14 protein-coding genes are annotated in these 18,410 nt (G+C 71.2%); 3 read left to right on the top strand and 11 right to left on the bottom strand.

What is annotated here, in order from left to right; genetic code table 11:
- The first annotated feature begins 13 nt into the window (after positions 1 to 13).
- Positions 14 to 1,705, top strand: coding sequence for a long-chain-fatty-acid--CoA ligase (locus DAI20_RS08485; RefSeq protein ID WP_108250141.1), 1,692 nt, complete (start codon positions 14 to 16; stop codon positions 1,703 to 1,705).
- Between the two features lie 39 nt (positions 1,706 to 1,744).
- Here DAI20_RS08485 and DAI20_RS08480 read toward each other — a convergent pair whose 3' ends face one another.
- On the bottom strand, positions 1,745 to 1,942 hold the full coding sequence (locus DAI20_RS08480; protein WP_108250140.1) for a PspC domain-containing protein: 198 nt from the start codon (positions 1,940 to 1,942) through the stop codon (positions 1,745 to 1,747).
- Positions 1,943 to 2,044: 102 nt separating this feature from the next.
- On the bottom strand, positions 2,045 to 2,785 hold the full coding sequence (locus tag DAI20_RS08475; protein WP_108250139.1) for a VIT1/CCC1 transporter family protein: 741 nt from the start codon (positions 2,783 to 2,785) through the stop codon (positions 2,045 to 2,047).
- A 190-nt stretch (positions 2,786 to 2,975) separates the two neighbouring features.
- On the opposite strand from DAI20_RS08475, the gene DAI20_RS08470 reads away from it, so the two are divergent.
- Positions 2,976 to 4,691 carry a long-chain-fatty-acid--CoA ligase gene (locus DAI20_RS08470; protein ID WP_108250138.1) on the top strand — a complete coding sequence of 572 codons (1,716 nt, stop codon included), beginning with the start codon at positions 2,976 to 2,978 and terminating at the stop codon, positions 4,689 to 4,691.
- A 345-nt stretch (positions 4,692 to 5,036) separates the two neighbouring features.
- A complete protein-coding gene (locus DAI20_RS08465; protein ID WP_168927681.1) occupies positions 5,037 to 6,053 on the top strand; it encodes an RNA polymerase sigma factor in 1,017 nt (338 codons plus the stop codon).
- A gap of 77 nt (positions 6,054 to 6,130) precedes the next feature.
- Here DAI20_RS08465 and DAI20_RS08460 read toward each other — a convergent pair whose 3' ends face one another.
- From DAI20_RS08460 to mnmA, 9 genes are all read right to left on the bottom strand, one after another.
- Positions 6,131 to 6,838, bottom strand: a complete 708-nt coding sequence (locus DAI20_RS08460) for a hypothetical protein (RefSeq protein WP_108250136.1) — start codon at positions 6,836 to 6,838, stop codon at positions 6,131 to 6,133.
- Between the two features lie 326 nt (positions 6,839 to 7,164).
- Entirely contained in the window at positions 7,165 to 8,541 is a 1,377-nt protein-coding gene (locus DAI20_RS08455; protein WP_108250135.1) for an HNH endonuclease signature motif containing protein, read from the bottom strand.
- Between the two features lie 307 nt (positions 8,542 to 8,848).
- Positions 8,849 to 10,345 (bottom strand): Asp-tRNA(Asn)/Glu-tRNA(Gln) amidotransferase subunit GatB, encoded by a 1,497-nt coding sequence (gene gatB, locus DAI20_RS08450; protein ID WP_108250134.1) that lies wholly within the window; start codon positions 10,343 to 10,345, stop codon positions 8,849 to 8,851.
- Positions 10,345 to 11,889 carry an Asp-tRNA(Asn)/Glu-tRNA(Gln) amidotransferase subunit GatA gene (gene gatA, locus DAI20_RS08445; protein WP_108250133.1) on the bottom strand — a complete coding sequence of 515 codons (1,545 nt, stop codon included), beginning with the start codon at positions 11,887 to 11,889 and terminating at the stop codon, positions 10,345 to 10,347. Before gatA ends, gatB begins: the two co-directional genes overlap by 1 nt.
- Positions 11,890 to 11,897: 8 nt before the next feature.
- A complete protein-coding gene (gene gatC / locus DAI20_RS08440; RefSeq protein WP_108250132.1) occupies positions 11,898 to 12,197 on the bottom strand; it encodes an Asp-tRNA(Asn)/Glu-tRNA(Gln) amidotransferase subunit GatC in 300 nt (99 codons plus the stop codon).
- A 129-nt stretch (positions 12,198 to 12,326) separates the two neighbouring features.
- The gene (locus DAI20_RS08435) at positions 12,327 to 12,761 is read right to left on the bottom strand and encodes a hypothetical protein (protein WP_108250131.1); all 435 of its coding nucleotides are present in this window, start codon (positions 12,759 to 12,761) and stop codon (positions 12,327 to 12,329) included.
- 79 nt (positions 12,762 to 12,840) lie between these two features.
- The gene (locus DAI20_RS08430; protein ID WP_108250130.1) at positions 12,841 to 14,385 is read right to left on the bottom strand and encodes an alpha/beta hydrolase; all 1,545 of its coding nucleotides are present in this window, start codon (positions 14,383 to 14,385) and stop codon (positions 12,841 to 12,843) included.
- A gap of 258 nt (positions 14,386 to 14,643) precedes the next feature.
- A complete protein-coding gene (gene ligA, locus DAI20_RS08425) occupies positions 14,644 to 16,929 on the bottom strand; it encodes an NAD-dependent DNA ligase LigA (protein WP_108250129.1) in 2,286 nt (761 codons plus the stop codon).
- On the bottom strand, positions 16,929 to 18,098 hold the full coding sequence (mnmA, locus tag DAI20_RS08420; RefSeq protein ID WP_205781395.1) for a tRNA 2-thiouridine(34) synthase MnmA: 1,170 nt from the start codon (positions 18,096 to 18,098) through the stop codon (positions 16,929 to 16,931). The genes ligA and mnmA overlap by 1 nt, the downstream gene beginning before the upstream one ends.
- Between the last annotated feature and the right edge of the window lie 312 nt (positions 18,099 to 18,410).

Genomic DNA, 18,410 nt, shown 5'->3' with positions numbered 1-18,410 from the left:
ATAGGATCTCCGGGTGAGCACCGACCGTCCCCGGCCCTGGTTGTCCAGCTACGCCGACAGCGTTCCCGAGACCGTCGACATCCCCACGGGATCCCTCGTGGACCTGATCGAGGAGTCGGTCGACCGGTTCCGGCGCAAGGTCGCCCTCGAGTTCTTCGGGGCGGAGACGACGTACGGCGAGCTGGGCGAGCAAATCGAGCGCGCCGCAGAGGGCCTGCGCCGGCTCGGGGTCTCGGCGGGAGATCGCGTCGCCCTCGTGCTGCCCAACTGCCCGCAGCACGTGGTGGCCTTCTACGCGGTGCTGCGGCTCGGCGCCATCGTGATCGAGCACAACCCGCTCTACACGCCGCGGGAGCTGCGGCACCAGTTCGAGGATCACGGCGCCCGGGTCGCCATCGCCTGGGACCGCGTGGTCGGCGAGCTGCAGGGCATGCCCGCGGACATCGCGTTCGAGCACATCGTCTCCGTCGACCTGACCAGCGCGATGCCGTTCGTCAAGCGGGCCGCCCTGCGCCTGCCGCTCCCCCGCATCCGCGCCACCCGGCGCGCGCTCACCGCGAAGGTCACGGGCGCGACGCGCTGGGCCGACCTGATCGACGCGCCGCGCATCCGGTCGTCCGTGCCGCGCCCCAGCGTCACAGATCCCGCGCTGCTGCAGTACACGAGCGGAACGACCGGCCTGCCCAAGGGCGCCGTGCTCACCCACCTCAACCTCCGCGTCAACGCCTTGCAGGGCAGGGCCTGGGTGCCCGGTCTCGTCGAGGGACGGGAGACCGTCTACGGCGTGCTGCCGATGTTCCACGCGTACGGGCTCACCCTGTGCCTGACCTTCGCCATGAGCATCGGCGCCCGGCTCGTGCTGTTCCCCAAGTTCGACGTCGACCTCGTGCTCGCGGCCGCGAAGCGCCACCCGCCGACGTTCCTGCCCGCCGTCCCGCCCATCTACGACCGCCTCGTCCGCACGGCCGCCGAGCGCGGCGTGGACCTGTCGAGCGCGCGGTTCGCGATCTCCGGCGCCATGAACCTCCCGATCGCCACCGTCGAGCGGTGGGAGGAGGCCACGGGCGGCTACCTCGTCGAGGGCTACGGCCTCACCGAGACGTCGCCGGTCGCGCTCGGCAACCCGATCGGCCCGAGCAGGAAGCCCGGCACGGTGGGCGTACCCTTCCCGAGCACGGACGCGCGCGTCGTCGATCCCGAGGACCCGACGCAGGACCGCCCGATCGGCGAGCCCGGGGAGCTGCTGCTGCGCGGCCCCCAGGTCTTCTCCGGCTACTGGCGCAAGCCGGACGAGTCCGCGGAGGTGCTGCTGGCCGACGGCTGGTTCCGCACCGGCGACATCGTGACCATGGACGAGGACGGCTTCGTGACGGTCGTGGACCGCATCAAGGAGCTGATCATCACCGGCGGCTTCAATGTGGCGCCGTCGGAGGTCGAGGAGGCGCTCCGCAGCTTCCCGGGGGTGAAGGAGGCGGCGGTCGTCGGCATCCCGCGCGCCGGGGGCGGCGAGGACGTCGTCGCCGCGGTCGTGCCCCAGCCCGGCGCCACCCTCGACCTCGAGGCCGTGCGGGCGCACTGCCGGAGCCAGCTCACCGCCTACAAGGTGCCCCGCCGCGTCGTGCTGCTCGACGAGCTGCCGACAACGCTCATCGGCAAGGTGCTGCGCCGCGCGGTGCGGGAGCGGATCCTCGCGTCCGAGGGGTGATCGGGTTCCGCTCCCCCGTCCGGGCCGGAGCCGCGCGCCCTAGTAGCGGACCGGGCGGTCGTCCGACGGCATGAGGATCCAGAGCGCGATGTAGATGAGGATCTGCGGCCCGGGCAGCACGCACGAGATCACGAAGATCAGGCGCACGAGGAACGGGCTCCAGCCCAGCCTCTGGGCGAGGCCGGCGCAGACGCCGGCGATGATGCGGCCGCGGCGGGGACGGTTGAGGACAGCCATGGGGGGCTCCTTCGGTCGGGTGCAACCAGGCTAGACCCGGAACCGCCCCGGACCCCACGGGGCCGCGAAGAGCGAATCCGCTCCAGCCGGAGGGGATGCCACCTAGACCACGCCGCTCGTGCCGAGCAGGGTGCCGATGGCGAAGGTCGCGGCGAGCGCCAGCGCCCCGCCGAGGACCACGCGGAGGGTGGCACGTGTCGCCGGGGCGCCGCCGATGCGTGCGGCCGTCGCCCCCGTGAACGCCAGCGCGAGCAGCACGGCGACGAACGTGACCGGAACCCGCACCTCCACCGGTGACAGCAGGATCGCGGCGAACGGCAGCAGCGCGCCGATGGTGAACGCGACGGCGGACGCGAGCGCGGCGTGCCACGGGCTCACCACGTCCTCCTCGTGGATGCTGAGCTCCGCGGAGAGGTGCGCGGCCAGAGCGTCCTTCTCGCTGAGCTCGCGGGCCACGGCCTCCGCCGTGCTCGGCGAGAGACCGCGGGCTCGGTACAGCTCGGTGAGCTCGCGCAGCTCGCCCTCGGGGTCCTCGGCGAGCTCGCGGCGCTCCTGGGCGATGCTGGCGCGCTGGCTGTCCCGCTGACTGCTGACCGAGACGTACTCGCCGAGCGCCATGGAGATCGCACCGCCGACCAGACCGGCGAGACCGGCCGTGAGGATGGGGGCGACGGCGGACGTCGCGCCTGCCACGCCGACGACGATCGCGGCCACGGACACGATGCCGTCGTTCGCCCCCAGCACGCCCGCGCGGAGCCAGTTCAACCGGCTCGCGCTGCTCGCCGCGTGCGGCTCGAGCGCCGCTCGATCGGGAATGGCCACCGTGTCCGTCCGCTCGCTCATTCGGCCAGCCAAGCACCGGTCCGGAGCCCTGTCTAGCGAGGGAAGGCTGCCCTTTCCGGGCCTCGTGGCGTCTGGAATCGACACCTCCTTCGTCCCCGCTCACTGGCTTCCGCGGCCGGTTCCGTCCCCGGTCCCTCGCCGCCCCCGCCGCCTGAGGGGCCCGTTCGCGGGGGAACCATAGAGTGTTTTCGTGACCATCGACACACCGCGCCCATGGCTGTCCAGCTATGCCCCGAACGTTCCGCACGACGTCGTCGTTCCGGAGGGGTCCCTCGTGGATCTCGTCGAGGAGTCGGCGAACCGCTTCCCCGGCAACGTGGCGCTCGAGTTCTTCGGCGCCACGACGACCTACGCGCAACTGCTCGATCAGATCGCGCGCGCCGCGGAGGGGCTGCGGCGGGCGGGCGTCCGGCACGGCGACACCGTGGCGCTCGTGCTGCCGAACTGCCCCCAGCACGTCGTCGCCTTCTACGCGGTCCTGCGCCTCGGCGCGACGGTGGTCGAGCACAACCCGCTGTACACGCCGCGTGAGCTGCGGCACCAGTTCGAGGATCACGGCGCGAAGGTCGCCATCGCCTGGGACAAGGTGTGCGACACCCTGCAGGGCTTCCCCGACGAGCTGCGGCCCACCACGATCATCTCCGTCGACGTCACGAGGGCCATGGGCCTTCGCACCCGGCTCGCGCTGAGGCTGCCGGTGAAGCGGGCGCGCGAGTCGCGCGCGGCCCTCACCGCCCCGGCCCGAGGCGCGACGGACTGGTCCGCAATCGCCGCGACCCCGGCCATCGACCCGAAGCATCCGCGGCCCCAGGCCGAGGACGTCGCCGTCATCCAGTACACGAGCGGCACGACGGGCTCGCCCAAGGGCGCGATGCTCAGCCACGCCAACCTGAACGCGAACGCGGCACAGGCCAGGGCGTGGGTGCCCACGATCGCGCGCGGGACCTCCGTCGTCTACGCGGTGCTGCCCATGTTCCACGCCTACGGCCTGACGCTCTGCCTCACCTTCGCGATGAGCATGGGCTCGCGGCTCGTGCTGTTCCCCAAGTTCGACGCCGACCTCGTGCTGAAAGTCGTGCAGCGCCACCCGCCCACGTTCCTGCCCGCCGTGCCGCCCATCTACGCGAAGCTGCAGCGCGCGGCCGACTCGCGCAAGATCTCCCTGCGCGGCATCGATATCGCGATCTCCGGGGCCATGGCCCTGCCCGAGTCCGTGGTCGTGCCGTGGGAGGAGCAGACGGGCGGCTACCTCGTCGAGGGATACGGCCTGTCCGAGTGCTCCCCGGTGCTGATGGCGAACCCCGTGGGCGACACCCGGCGCGCCGGCACCGTAGGCCTGCCGCTGCCGAGCACCGAGGTGCGCGTCGTCGACCCCGACGATCCGAGCAGGGATCGCCCGATCGGCGAGGCGGGCGAGCTCGTGGTGCGCGGCCCCCAGGTCTTCTCCGGATACCACGGCAAGCCGGACGAGACGGCCGCCGTGCTCCTCGACGGTGGCTGGTTCCGTACGGGGGACATCGTGACCATGGACGAGGACGGCTTCATCCGCATCGTCGACCGGATCAAGGAGCTCATCATCACCGGCGGCTTCAACGTGTCGCCGACCGAGGTCGAGGATGCCCTGCGCGGCCACGAGGGGGTCGAGGACGTCTCCGTCGTCGGCATCCCCCGCGAGGGCGGGGACGAGGAGGTGGCCGCCGCGGTCGTGCTCGCGGCCGGCGCCCGCTTCGACGAGGGAGAGCTCCGCGCCTACGCCCGCAGCAGCCTCGGCGCGTACAAGGTGCCGCGCCGCATCGTCGTCGTCGACGAGCTGCCGCGGTCGCTCATCGGCAAGGTGCTGCGCCGCAAGGTGCGCGAGCAGATCCTCGGCGGACTGAACGGCTCCCGGGGGGCCGCGGGCGTCTGAGCAGCGCCGCTCGATCGGGTGACCCTCGTTCACCCTGAGGCCCCCGCTGCCCGACCCCGGCGGCTCCGAAGCAACGTCGGCCGATTCGGTCGGTACCCGGGCTTCCGGCAATCCGATCGGACTGTCCCCACTCAGTAGTGCGGCGGAATTCCTCAGTAGTTGCGTCATATTGCGTTCATGTCCCGCTCTCGGGTAATTAACATGACGAGCGTTATAAATAACGCTATGCTCACCTTAGTGACCCCCCAAAAGGGTGACACGCCCTCCCCCAAGCGGGGGGTGTGCCGCACAACGGGGTGGGGGTCGCTGGCTCGGACATCTGGGGTTACGAGGAAGGACAGAACGATGACGCTCATCGAAGACGCACCTGCACGCATCAAGACCACCAACGAGAACGCAGCGCTGCGGATCGCTCTCAACGAGGACGACGAGATCGAGTCGCGCGCCGAAGGGATCGTCGGCGCTTCGACCGACCCGGTGAAGGACTATCTGCGGCAGCTGTCGAAGGTGCCGCTGCTGACGGCCGAGGAGGAGGTCTCGCTCGCGAAGCGGATCGAGGTCGGCGTGTTCGCGCAGGAGAAGCTCGACACCGAGACCGATCTCGACGACCAGCTGCGCCGGGACCTGAAGTGGCTCGCCCACGACGGCGCGGTCGCGAAGGAGAACCTGGTCAGCGCGAACCTGCGCCTGGTCGTCAGCATCGCCAAGCGCTACACCGGCCGCGGCATGCTCTTCATGGATCTGATTCAGGAGGGCAACATGGGCCTGGTCCGCGCGGTCGAGAAGTTCGACTTCACCACCGGGTTCAAGTTCTCGACCTACGGCTCCTGGTGGATCCGCCAGGCCATCGCCCGGGCGCTGGCTGATCAGTCCCGCACGATCCGCATCCCGGTGCACACGGTCGAGCTGATCAACAAGATCGCGCGCATGGAGCGGGAGCTGCGCATGGAGCTCGGCCGCGACGCCACGATCGAGGAGGTGGCCAAGGAGGTCGACCTCCCTGTCGAGAAGGTCAAGGACCTCCGCGACCGCGGCCGCGACCCGCTCTCCCTGCACTCCGCTCTCGGCGACGAGGGCGACGGCGAGTTCGGCGACATCATCGAGGACACCGACACCGAGCAGCCGCTCGACGCCGTCTCCGTCACGATGATGAACGAGCATGTGGCATCGCTCGTGGCATCGCTGCCCACGCGTGAGCGCGAGATCATCACGATGCGCTTCGGCCTGGTCGACGGCCAGACGAAGACCTACGAGCAGATCGGCCTCCTGCACGGCGTAACACGCGAGCGGATCCGTCAGGTGGAGCTCAAGACGATCGCTCACCTGCGCAAGCTGGCGGCGCACGAGTTCCTCGAGGACTGATCCCACAGCGTCCCCCCGGACGAAACGATGACGCCGGCGCGATTCGCGCCGGCGTCATCGTCGTTGTGGGTGATGCGCTAGAAGCCGCCGAAGTCGCCGCCGCCGCCGAAGTCGCCGCCGCCACCGAAGTCTCCGCCGCCACTGAAGTCGTCGCCGCCACCGAAGTCGCTGCCGGTGTCTCCGCCGCCGTCTGCGGCGGCAGCGTCCCCGCCGTCGGCGGAAGCGTCCCCGCCGTCCGCCCCGTCTGCACCGGTGTCCGAGAAGGAGTCGGGCAGGAAGGCCTGCGCGAGGGCGGAGCCGACGACGACGCCAGCCACCGTGCCGAGGAGGGATCCGGCGAACATGCCGCCCATCCCCATGCCGCCGCCCATGCCGCCGCCCATTCCGCCACGGCCGCCCTGGCCGCCCTGGCCGCCCTGGTAGGAGCGCTCGAGGGTACCGGGCTGGCGCATCTCGGAGCGGGTCGCGGAGCGCGCGAGCGTCGCGGCCTGGTCGTCCGCGGGCTGCTCACCCTCGGGCGCGTTGGCCTTCAGCTGCTCGAACAGCAGCGTCCGCTGCTCCGGGCTCAGCTTCGAGAAGGCCTCGAGGTGCACCTGCTCGATCGTCTCGGGCGGCGCCGTGCGCAACAGGTAGCGGTAGCGCTCGACGGCGACCTCGTCCTCGCTGCGCCCCGCACTCGCACCCGCACGCGATCCGGTGCTGGCGCCCAGCCCGGCGCCATACCGCCGCGGCGGCTCGTTCTCCGGCTGTTCCGGCCGACCAAGAATCCTGTCCAAGAAGCCCATGATGCGTTCCTTCCCATCGCTGACGTTGCCCACTCTATGCAGCCCCCTCTGCCCCTGCCTCCGCTCTCCGGGAACCCTCACCGACCCCGCAGCAACGGCGGCACGGAGGGTGTCACTGCGGAAGTGCAGGCACCACGAGCACGGGCAACGCCCCTTCGACAGGCTCAGGGACGGTGTGGTGGCCATGGGCCCGAGACGCCTCGCTTGCGTCCCTTCGACAGGCTCAGGGATCGTGTGGTGGTGGTGCCGGGCGCGCGGGAGTGGCCCCACGGTCGCTGAGCCTGTCGAAGCGACGTGACCTTCCTCGCCTAGCCGGGTGGCCGGCGCTAGAACGGAGGGTCGTCCGGGATCGGTGTCGCACTCCCCTGCACCTGCAGCCGCTTGTGCGCGGACGGGTGGACCTGCGTCGCTGGCTGGGTCTCGTACTCGTGACCGCTCGGGGAGAGCCAGCGCACCCTTCCGCCGCTGGCGGACCTCGACGACCATGCGGTGTGGTGCTTCACCCGGTGATGCGGCCTGCACAGATGTACGAGGTTGCCGTAGTCGGTGCCGCCGCCGTACTGCCAGTCCGTCACGTGATCCACGTCTGCCCCGGCGGCACTCCGGTTGCAGCCCGGGAAGCGGCACGTCTCGTCCCGGACCCGCAACCACGTCCGCAGGTCCTTCGGTACCGCGTACCGATCACGCCCGACCGAGAGCACGGCACCGGTCTCGGGGTGCGTGAGGATGCGGGTGAAGCTCGGCGCCCGCGCCGCGATCCTTCTCGCGGTGTCCGCGTCGATCGGACCATACCCCTCGAGCGTCCCCGGCTCCTCGGAGCGGCCGAGCAGAGTGAGCACCGGCACCGTCACGAGCACGCGCGGGCGGATGCCGCCCCCGATAGGCGCGTCGATGCGCGGGGTCGAACGGTCCTCCACCGCCACGCCCGTCGCCGTGGAGTCGGACGCGTTCGCTGCGATCGTGGTGCCGTCGAGGAGCAGGTCGGTGAACGCGTCCGCCATCAGCTGCGTTCTCGTTCTCTCCTCCCCCGGCTCACCCTTGAGCTGTTCGGCGATGTCGCGCAGCCGGTTCACGATGCCCGTCACTTCCGGCGCGGGAAGGAAGGCGTTCAGGTACGCCATGCCGTCGTTCGCCGGGCAGGTCTCCACATGCCGGTCCGCGACGGACTTCGTGTGCCGCTCGGTGATCGACTCGGGGTGGAGGCGCTCGCGCAGGTCGCGGGTAGCTCGGTCGAGCTTCGGCACGGTCAGGCTCTCCGCCCTGGGCAGGACCGCCTCCTCGACCGCCGCCACTCCCGCGGGCGGGAGCGTGTTCGTGTGGTCGATCAACACTTGGGCGTGTCGGTAGCCGATGCGACCGTCCTGCAGCGCCTTCCGGGTCGCCGGGAGGTCGTGGACGAGCGCCTGGCTCTCGGCGACGAGGTTCTCCGCAGCGCGCTCCGAGATGCGGAGCGCGCAGGCGAGCTCGGTCACCAGAACCCTGTTCCCGGCCACCCTCGGTGACCAGCGCGGCCCGCCGGTGGTGGGAACGGAGAGATCGGTCGCTTCCGTCCACAGTCGTGCGCGGTCGATCGCCTCCGCGCGGCACGCGACGGCCCAGCGCGAAAAGCCTTCGAACATCCTCACCGCGTCGATCATCGCGGCGAAGGTCTCTGCCTCGGTCGGTGGTGGGGTTGATTCTTGTGGGAACGTCGGTGTTTCCATGCCGACATCAAACCAGGAACCACCGACATCGCCTCCGCCACGGGTGTCGGGGTTGTGGGGGGTGTGGAGAACTCCGGCGGGCGAGCTACGCGCGTCCCTTCGACAAGCTCAGGGACCGTATCGAGCGGCGTACGAGGCGGGCTACGCGCGTCCCTTCGACAGGCTCAGGGACCGTGTGGGGCACCGCCGAAGCCCGTCGCGTTGCGTCCCTTCGACGGGCTCAGGGACCGTATGGGCCGGTGCGGAGGCGGCGCGGCACCCCCTCACAGAGGAGGCACCGCGCCGCGGCACCGCACCGCATCTCGTCCTACTTCGCGCGCTCCAGGACCAGCTCGCGGACGCGGGCGGCATCCGCCTGACCGCGCATCGCCTTCATGACCGCGCCGATGACCGCACCCGCGGCCTGCACCTTGCCGTCGCGGATCTTCGCGAGCACGTCCGGCTGGGCCGCAAGGGCCTCGTCGATGGCGGCGAGCAGGGCAGTGTCGTCCGAGACGACGGCGAGGCCCCGCTTGTCCACGACCTCGGCGGGCGTACCCTCGCCGGCGATGACGCCCTCGAGCACCTGGCGCGCAAGCCGGTCGGTAAGCGTGCCGGCCTCGATCAGCTCGATCAGCTCGGCCACCTGCTGCGGCGTCACGAGCGAGGAGGAGTCGACCCCCGCGGCGTTCGCGAGCCGGGCGATCTCGCCGGTCCACCACTTGCGCGCCGCCTGTGGCGCGGCTCCGGCCGCGACCGTCTCGGCCAGCTCGTTGAGCAGCCCCGAGTTGACCACGTCGCGGAACTCCAGGTCGGTGAAGCCCCACTCGCCCTTCAGCCGGCGGCGGCGCAGCGCGGGCGCCTCCGGCAGGGCCGCCCGCAGCTCTTCGATCAGCTCCGCGCTCGGCTGCACGGGCAGCAGGTCCGGCTCGGGGAAGTAGCGGTAGTCGTCCGCATCGCTCTTCGGACGACCCGCGGACGTACGGCCGGTGTCCTCGTGCCAGTGCCGCGTCTCCTGCGTGATCGTGCCGCCGGCCGAGAGGATGGCCGCCTGGCGCTGGATCTCGTAGCGGATCGCGCGCTCGACCGAGCGCAGCGAGTTCACGTTCTTCGTCTCCGTGCGGGTGCCGAGGATGCCGGATCCACGCGGGCTCAACGAGATGTTCGCGTCGCAGCGCAGGTTGCCGCGCTCCATGCGGGCGTCGGAGATGCCGAGGGAGACCACAATGTCGCGGATCGTCGACACGTACGCCTTGGCGAGCTCCGGTGCGTCGCGGTCGGCGCCGTAGATGATGTCGGTGACGATCTCCACGAGGGGCACGCCCGCGCGGTTGTAGTCGACGAGCGAGTACTCCGCGCCCTGGATGCGGCCCGTCGAGCCGCCCACGTGCGTGAGCTTGCCCGCGTCCTCCTCCATGTGCGCGCGCTCGATCGGGATCGTGAACGACCGGCCGTCCTCGAGCTCGACGTCGACCGAGCCGCGGTAGGCGATCGGCTCGTCGTACTGGCTGATCTGGTAGTTCTTCGCCAGGTCAGGGTAGAAGTAGTTCTTCCGCGCGAAGCGGCTCGACTCCGCGATGGAGCAGCCGAGCGCGAGACCGAGGCTGATCGAGTAGCGCACCGCCTGCTCGTTCACGACCGGCAGCGAGCCCGGGAGGCCGAGGTCGACGGGCGTGATGTTGGTGTTCGGCTCGCCGCCGAAGTAGTTCGGCGCGTCCGAGAACATCTTCGTCGCGGTGTTGAGCTCGACGTGCACCTCGAAGCCGAGCACCGGCTCGTACAGCTCGAGGGCCTTATCGAAGTCCATCAGTTCTGGCTTGGCCATCAGTTCGTGCCTCCTGCGGTCGCGACGGCAAGCTCGGGAGCCTGCGAGAGAAGGGATCCGCCCCAGCGGTCCTCGAGGATCTGCTCGAGCGCGGCGCCGACCGTGTAGAGACGCGCGTCCGCCCGGGCCGGCGCCATGAACTGGATGCCGACGGGCAGCCCGTCCTCCGGCGCGAGGCCGATCGGCAGGCCGATGCCGGGCACGCCCGCGAGGTTGGCTGGAATGGTGGTGAGGTCGTTCAGGTACATGGCCAGCGGGTCGTCGAGCTTCTCGCCGAGGCGGAACGCCGTGGTGGGCGCCGACGGCGTCACCAGCACATCGACGCGGCCGAACGCGGCGTCGAAGTCGCGCTGGATGAGCGTGCGCACCTTCTGCGCGCTGCCGTAGTACGCGTCGTAGTAGCCGGCGCTGAGCGCGTAGGTGCCCAGGATGATGCGGCGCTTGACCTCGGGGCCGAAGCCGGCCTCGCGGGTGGCCGACATGACCTGCTCCACCGTTCCGCCGCCGGGCGGGTTCACCCGCAGTCCGAAGCGCACGGAGTCGAACTTGGCGAGGTTGCTCGACGCCTCCGCGGGGAGGATCAGGTAGTACGCGGCGATCGCGTACTCGAAGTTCGGCGCGTCGATCTCGACGATCTCGGCGCCGGCGCCCTCGAGCAGGGTGAGCGCCTCGGTGAAGCGCTGGGTGACGCCGGCCTGGAAGCCCTCGCCGTTCAGCTGCTTCACCACGCCGATGCGCATGCCCTTCAGTGCGCCGTCGCGGCGCCCGGCCCGTGCCGCGTCCGCCATGGAGGGCCAGACGTCGGGGATGGACGTGGAGTCGCGCGGGTCGTGCCCGCCGATCACGTCGTGCAGCAGCGCGGAGTCGAGCACCGTGCGCGACACCGGGCCGACCTGGTCGAGCGAGGACGCGAGCGCGATGGCGCCGTAGCGGCTGACCCCGCCGTAGGTCGGCTTCACGCCGACCGAGCCGGTGACGGCCGCGGGCTGACGAATCGACCCGCCGGTGTCGGAGCCGAGCGCGAAGGGCGCCTCGAACGCGGCGACCGCGGCCGCGGATCCCCCGCCCGAGCCGCCGGGGATGCGGTCGAGGTCCCACGGGTTGCGGGTGGGGCCGTAGGCCGAGTGCTCGGTGGAGGAGCCCATCGCGAACTCGTCCATGTTGGTCTTGCCGAGCGGGATCAGGTGCGCCTCGCGCAGCTTCCGCACGACGGTCGCGTCGTAGGGCGGCACCCAGCCCTCGAGGATGCGGGAACCGGCCGTCGAGGGCATGTCGAGCGTGCAGAGCACGTCCTTGATCGCCACGGGCACGCCGGCGAGCGGGCCGAGCCCGGCGTCGCCCTCGGCGCGCAGGCGGTCGATCTCGGCGGCGCGCTCGAGGGCGGCGTCCCCGGCGACATGCAGGTAGGCGTGGACGTCTCCGTCGACGGCCGCGATGCGGTCGAGGTGGGCCTGGGTCGCCTCCACCGAGGAGACCTCGCCCGAGGACAGGCGCTCGGCAAGGTCGGCGGCGGGAAGATGGATCAGATCGTTCGCGGTGGTCATGCTCGTCCCTACTGCTCTTCGCCGAGGATGGCGGAGACCTTGAATCGGCCCTCGGCGTGCTCCGGCGCCCCGCGGAGCGCCTGCTCCTGCGTGAGCGTCTCCCCCACGACGTCAGGGCGGAACACGTTGACGAGCGGGATCGGGTGGCTCGTGGCCGGCACGTCGGGCGTCGCGACCTCGGTCACCTTCGCGACGTTGTCGACGATGGATCCCAGTTCGGCGGTGAGGCTCTCGATCTCCTCGGGGCTGAGCTCGATGCGGGCGAGGTGGGCGAGGTGCGCCACCTGCTCCGCGCTGATTTCGGACATGCGACTCCGTCTCGAGAAGGGTCTGGGGGTACCGGTCAATTGTAGGGTGGCGCCCTCCGTGCCCCGTCCCGCCGAGCGCCGGCCGCGGTCGCGCTGGGGGACGCGCGGCCAAGCTCGGCGACGCCGCGATCAGCCCGGGCGGCAGTCGCTCTCGCCCTGCAGGGTCATGCCGTCGTCCGTGATGCGGAAGATGATGACCTCGGTGCCGGTTCCGCGGGCGCGTACCTCCGTCACGTCTCCCACGCCGCCGACGGCCGTGTCGTAGCCCTGATCCCGGAGGACGTTCCGCGCGGTGCTCACGGCAGCCGACACGTCGTCCGGCATCGGGCCGACCCGCAGGCCCGCGTAGGACTCCCCCTCCTGCCAGAGCGGCAGGCCGCATCCCCGGGGCGTGCCGTCGTCCTGCACCTCCCAGGCGCCGCCGAGGGCCTCCTGCGTCGAGTCGAGGGCGGCGTGGAACCGGTCGCGCGACTCCTCGGCGGTCAGCCCGTCGGACGCGGAGCACCCGCAGAGTGCGCCAGCTACGACGATGACGGCTGGCGCGACAATCAGGCGAACGTTCATGGCCCTCGATCCGCACGCGGAATGGGGAGTCAATGTATCACCGCTCGAGTGTGAGGGGTTCCCGGGCCGATGCGGTATGTCAGCGCGCGAGTGCGAGGGTTTTCTCCGCGTCGTCCGGGGTGCCGTCCGTGACCCACCGGCCCTTGTCGATGCCGATCAGGGCCATGTTGCGCATGGCCTCGGAGCCGGGCGTGAAGTAGTCGTTGTGGCCGCGCGACGGGTTCAGCACCTCGCTGGTGAGCCGGTCGACGGATCCCGCGACGCTCATCTTCTGCGCTCCGAAGGAGGCGGCGCCGGGGTCGCTGCCGAAGAACGCGCTGTCCACGATCGGGTCCATCCCGGCCTCGCCCACGTAAACATTGCGGGCGGGCACGTCGAGCTCGTCGACGCTCTGTGCGGCACTGCCCGGGGAGCCCACCAGGCCGAGAGCGTCGACCCGGGTGCTCCCGTCGGAGAGCGCGAGGAGCGTCGTGGTCGTGCCGTACGAGTGCGCGATGACGGAGACGAACGGGTCCGTGTCCTGGATGGTCCGCACCCCGTCGACCGCGTTGGACAGGTAGTCCGCGCCCTGCCTGGCGAGGTCGAGAGTGCCGATGTTCATCAGGTGCGGCGCCTGGTAGCCGATCCAGGCGACCGTCGCGACGGTGTGGTTCTCCTGGAACAGCCCCTGGAAGCCGGCCTGCTCGTCGTAGATGCGGGCCGCGGCGTCCGTCCAGTCCCGCATGTGCGCGGTGACGGAGTAGAACATGCCGGGCACGACGAACGTCACGTAGTCGGCCGTGGCGAGGTCGCCGAGCGCGATGGCCGCACGACCGGGGTACTTCGTGTCCAGCGTCAGCAGGGAGCGGTCGGGCATGGCGTTGCGCTCGCCCAGTGCCGCCTCGATCTGCCCGAGCATCCGCAGGTCGCGCAGGAGGGTCTGCTGCACACCGCGGCCGACACCGCGGTCGAGCCGCTCCAAGATGGCGTCCTTCGTCTCCTCCAGGTACCTGCGGTTGGCGCCGTCACGCACCGGGATCGGCACGCCCTCGAGGTTGCCGACGATCTCGGGGGCGCCCGCCACGAGCGTGCGCTTCTGAGCGGGCGGGAGGTTCTTCCACCAGCTGGCGACCTGAGAGCCCGCCGGCGGGGTGCGGATGAGGTCGCGCACCTTCTGCGGGTGCTCGGTCACGAACGCCTCGAGCTGCGCGGTGGACAGCATCCCGACGCTGCCCAGCAACGCGTGCCCCTTCAGCCCGGCGAGCACGGAGGTGTCGAACGCCTGGGCGCCCCGGGCACCGCGGGCGGCGTCGCGGATCAGCACGGACGACGGCACGGACGCGGACGAGGAGGAGGCGGACGACCGGGCCCGCAGCACCGAGGCGGGATCGATGGCCGGGGCCGTGTCCGATGCCGCGGCGGCGGCCGGGACCGAGTCGAGCGTCGGGGCGGCAGGCGCGGCGGTCACGGGCGCGGCCACGGCGAGCGAGGCGGCCGCCAGGGGCGCGTCGGCTGCGGTGACGGCGGACGCCGTCGTGCGGTGGAAGAGCAGCCCGGCGAGGAAGTCCGGAGCCCCCTCGTAGAGCTGCCCCTGGACGGAGCGGGGAGCCTCGTACTCGACGGGGGCAGGAAAAACCTCGGTCACCGGGAAGGCAGCCGAGGTGAGCAGAAGGGCACTGGCACTGAGTAGCAAACCGAGTACATCCCCCCTCGAGTGCGCAAAAGACCAAGTTTCTTCACGTGTCGAGACGTGTACGGACCCCCATGGTAATGCGCACGTTCGATCGAAGCCGCGCGACCGTGTATCAACCAAGTTAATTCATATGCCGGGAAATAGATGTACCCCACTCAGGGGGACAGCGTCGAGGATGACCGAAGAGCGTGCCGCGGGGCCGGCCCGCACTCACACGCCGGTCGGCGCCTCGCCGCCCTCGTCCGGCGCGCCTTCCGCGCCCCCGTCCAGCGCCCCCGGTCCCTTCTCGAGCAGCAGGCGGAACTGGGCGGCGTCGATGATCCGCACGCCGAGGGCCTCCGCCTTGCCGAGCTTGGACCCGGCGCCGGGTCCGGCCGCTACGAAGTCCGTCTTCTTGCTGACGCTCGATGCGGCCTTGCCGCCGGCGGCAAGGATGGCCTCCTGGGCCCCCTCCCGCGAGAAGCCCTCGAGGGAGCCCGTGGCGACGACGGTGATGCCGGCAAGCACTCCCCCGGCCGCGGCCGCGGCGCCGGGTCCGGCGTGACCCGGCGTGCTGAATTGCACCCCCGCCGCGGCCCAGCGCTCGACGATGTCCACGTGCCAGTCGACCTGGAACCACTCGAGCAGGGCGTCGGCGATGATGCCGCCCACGCCCTCCACGGCGGCGAGCTCCTCGCGCGTGGCGGAGCGGATGGCGTCGAGGGAGCCGAAGTGGTCGGCGAGCGCGCGGGCGGCGACGGGGCCGACGTGCCGGATGCTGAGGCCGACGAGGAAGCGCCACAGCGGCTTCGTCTTGGCCTCCTCCAGGTTCTTCAGCATGCCGACCGCGCGGGCGGACGGCACGACCTCCTTCTTCACCGTGCGCTGGAAGGGGGTCATGAGCTTGGGCGAGCCGTCGGCGTTCTCCCGGGGCAGCCCGGTCTCGGGGTCGCGCACCACGACCTTGATCGGCAGGATGTCGTCGACCGTGAGTTCGAACAGCCCGGCCTCGGTGGGCAGCGGCGGGTCGGCGGGCTCGAAGGGCTGGGTCAGCGCGGCCGCGGACACCTCGCCGAGCATCTCGATGTCGAGGGCGCCGCGGGAGGCGATGTGCTCGACCCGGCCGCGCACCTGCGCGGGGCAGCTGCGCGCGTTCGGGCAGCGCAGGTCGATGTCGCCCTCCTTGGCGGGCCGGAGCGGCGTGCCGCACTCGGGGCAGTTCTCGGGCATGACGAACTCGCGCTCGGTGCCGTCGCGGAGCTCGATGACCGGCCCGAGCACCTCGGGGATGACGTCCCCCGCCTTGCGCAGCACGACGGTGTCGCCGATGAGCACACCCTTGGCCTTCACGACCTGCTGGTTGTGCAGGGTCGCCTGGCGCACCTCGGAGCCCGCGACCTCGACCTTCTGCATCACCGCGAACGGCGTGGCCCGCCCGGTGCGGCCGACGCTGACGACGATGTCGAGGAGCTTGGTGTTGACCTCCTCGGGCGGGTACTTGTACGCCGTCGCCCAGCGCGGCGCCCTGCTCGTGGCGCCCAGCTCCTCGTGCAGCCCGAGGTCGTCGACCTTGACGACGATGCCGTCGATCTGGTGCTCGACGGCCGCGCGGTTCGCGCCATACTCACGCACGTAGCCGGCGACCTCTTCGATGGTGTCGAAGACCCGGAAGTGCGAGGAGATGGGCAGGCCCCAGCCGCGCAGCACCTCGTAGACCTGCGACTGCGTGGTCACGCCCGTCGCACGCTCCAGCTCGGGGACGGGCCATGCGCCGATGCCGTGCACGAGCATCCGGAGGCCGGCGATGCGCTCGCGCACGAGCCGCACCTTCTCCTCGGACTTGTTCTCGACCTTCTGGCGCAGGGATCCGCTCGCGGCGTTACGCGGATTCGCGAAGACCCGCTCCCCCGCCGCCAACTGGCGGGCGTTCAGCTCGTCGAACGCCGCGACCGGGAAGAAGATCTCCCCACGCACCTCGACGAGCGGCGGGTGGTCCGTGCCGGCCAGGCGCTCGGGGATGGTGCCCATGGCGAGGACGTTCTGCGTCACATCCTCACCGACGACGCCGTCACCGCGGGTCGCGGCGGTCACGAGCACGCCGTTCTCGTACCGCAGGTTGATGGCGAGGCCGTCGATCTTGAGCTCGCTGAGGAACCGCACGGTGTGCGACCCCGCATCGCGCACGACCTTGGCCGCCCACTCGGCGAGCTCCTCCTCGCTGAACACGTTGTCGAGGCTGAGCATCCGCTCCGCGTGCGTGACGGGCGCGAACAGGGTCGTCTGCGCCCGGCCCCCGACCGTCTGGGTGGGGCTGTCCTGCTTCTGCAGCTCGGGGTGCGCGCGCTCGAGCTCGTCGAGCCGGCGCACCATCGCGTCGTAGTCGGCGTCCGACACGGTCGAGGCGTTGCCGCCGTAGTACTCGTCGCGCAGCTCGAGGATGCGCTCGGTCAGCCGGGCGGCCTCCTCCCGCGCCGCCTCGAGCGCGGTGTCCGTCGCCTCGGGAAGCGGCGCCGCCATCAGCGTGACGGGCTCGACGGGGCTGCGCCCACCGGGACCGCGCCGACGGGGACCGCGCTGACCGTGCGGTCGATGGTCGTCTGGCCGAGCACCCGGGTGCCCACGTAGACGACCGCGGTCTGGCCCGGTGCGACGCCGTTCAGCGGTTCGGTGGGAGTGATCACGAGTTCAGTTCTACCGGAATCGTCCGGCGTCGGTGCCGGCACCACCCGGGCGACGGCGGGCACCGGGTCGGCGTGGGCGCGGATCTGCACCTCGCAGGCGAAGGGCGTCCCGGGATCGCGCGGAGCGGCGCCGGCCCAGGTGTAGCGGGAGCCGGCGATCTCGGCGATGTCGAGCGCCTCCTTGGGTCCGACGACGACGGTGTTCGTCTTCGGGCGCACCTCGAGCACGAATCGCGGCTTTCCGTCGGGGGCGGGCGTGCCGATCGAGAGTCCGCGGCGCTGGCCGACGGTGAACGCGTGCGCGCCCTCGTGGCTGCCGATGGTGTTGCCTTCGCGGTCGAGGATCTCCCCCTGGGTCGCGCCCACCCGGTCGGCGAGCCAGCCGCGGGTGTCGCCGTCCGGGATGAAGCAGATGTCGTGGCTGTCCGGCTTGTTCGCGACGGAGAGGCCGCGCGCGGCGGCCTCGGCGCGCACCTCCGCCTTGCTGGGGGTGGAGCCGAGCGGGAACATCGCGTGCGCGAGCTGCTCGGCCGTGAGCACGCCGAGCACGTAGGACTGGTCCTTCGCCTCGTCGCTCGCGCGGTGCAGCTCCCGGTTGCCGTCCGCATCCGTGACGATGGCGGCGTAGTGCCCGGTGCACACGGCGTCGAAGCCGAGCGCGAGCGCCTTCTCGAGCAGCGCGGCGAACTTGATGCGCTCGTTGCAGCGCATGCAGGGGTTCGGGGTGCGGCCCGCCGTGTACTCGGCGACGAAGTCGTCGACGACGTCGAGCTTGAAGCGCTCGGAGAAGTCCCACACGTAGTAGGGGATGCCGATGACGTTGGCGGCGCGCTGAGCGTCCATCGAATCCTCGATCGTGCAGCAGCCGCGGCTGCCGGTGCGCAAGGTGCCGGGCATCCGGGAGAGCGCGAGGTGCACGCCGACGACGTCGTGGCCGGCCTCCACGGCTCGCGCGGCCGCCACTGCGGAGTCCACTCCACCACTCATCGCCGCCAGAATTCTCACCCGGCAAGTGTACGCGGCGCCCCGGGTACGGGGGCTGGGGGTGCGGGTAGGTGCGGGTGCGTGGGCTGGGGTGCGTGGGCTGGGGGTGCGTGTCGAAGCAACTCAGCAGATCCCGCCCCACACCCGACGCAACTCAGCAAATCCCGCCCCACACCCGACGCAACTTAGCAAATCCCGCCCCACACCCGACGCAACTCAGCAGATCCCGCCGGACACGCCGTCTCGGATGCCGGGTGGACGGCGTGTCGGGTGGATTCTGCTGAGTTGCGCGAGAGGCCCTGATTTTCAGGGCAGCCCCACACCCGACGCAAC

It is taken from the genome of Planctomonas deserti, assembly GCF_003067705.1.
GTDB classification, from domain to species: domain Bacteria; phylum Actinomycetota; class Actinomycetes; order Actinomycetales; family Microbacteriaceae; genus Planctomonas; species Planctomonas deserti.
Note: the sequence above shows the minus strand (reverse complement) of the source record. Positions and strands in the feature narration are given on the sequence as shown.

What these genes read in the sequence shown, in the direction of transcription:
- gatA (WP_108250133.1), bottom strand. Translation starts at nt 11,889, where the DNA reads ATGACCACCGCGAACGATCTGATCCATCTTCCCGCCGCCGACCTTGCC.
- DAI20_RS08475 (WP_108250139.1), bottom strand. Translation starts at nt 2,785, where the DNA reads ATGAGCGAGCGGACGGACACGGTGGCCATTCCCGATCGAGCGGCGCTC.
- gatB (WP_108250134.1), bottom strand. Translation starts at nt 10,345, where the DNA reads ATGGCCAAGCCAGAACTGATGGACTTCGATAAGGCCCTCGAGCTGTAC.
- ligA (WP_108250129.1), bottom strand. Translation starts at nt 16,929, where the DNA reads ATGGCGGCGCCGCTTCCCGAGGCGACGGACACCGCGCTCGAGGCGGCG.
- DAI20_RS08460 (WP_108250136.1), bottom strand. Translation starts at nt 6,838, where the DNA reads ATGGGCTTCTTGGACAGGATTCTTGGTCGGCCGGAACAGCCGGAGAAC.
- gatC (WP_108250132.1), bottom strand. Translation starts at nt 12,197, where the DNA reads ATGTCCGAAATCAGCGCGGAGCAGGTGGCGCACCTCGCCCACCTCGCC.
- DAI20_RS08465 (WP_168927681.1), top strand. Translation starts at nt 5,037, where the DNA reads ATGACGCTCATCGAAGACGCACCTGCACGCATCAAGACCACCAACGAG.
- DAI20_RS08435 (WP_108250131.1), bottom strand. Translation starts at nt 12,761, where the DNA reads ATGAACGTTCGCCTGATTGTCGCGCCAGCCGTCATCGTCGTAGCTGGC.
- DAI20_RS08455 (WP_108250135.1), bottom strand. Translation starts at nt 8,541, where the DNA reads ATGGAAACACCGACGTTCCCACAAGAATCAACCCCACCACCGACCGAG.
- DAI20_RS08480 (WP_108250140.1), bottom strand. Translation starts at nt 1,942, where the DNA reads ATGGCTGTCCTCAACCGTCCCCGCCGCGGCCGCATCATCGCCGGCGTC.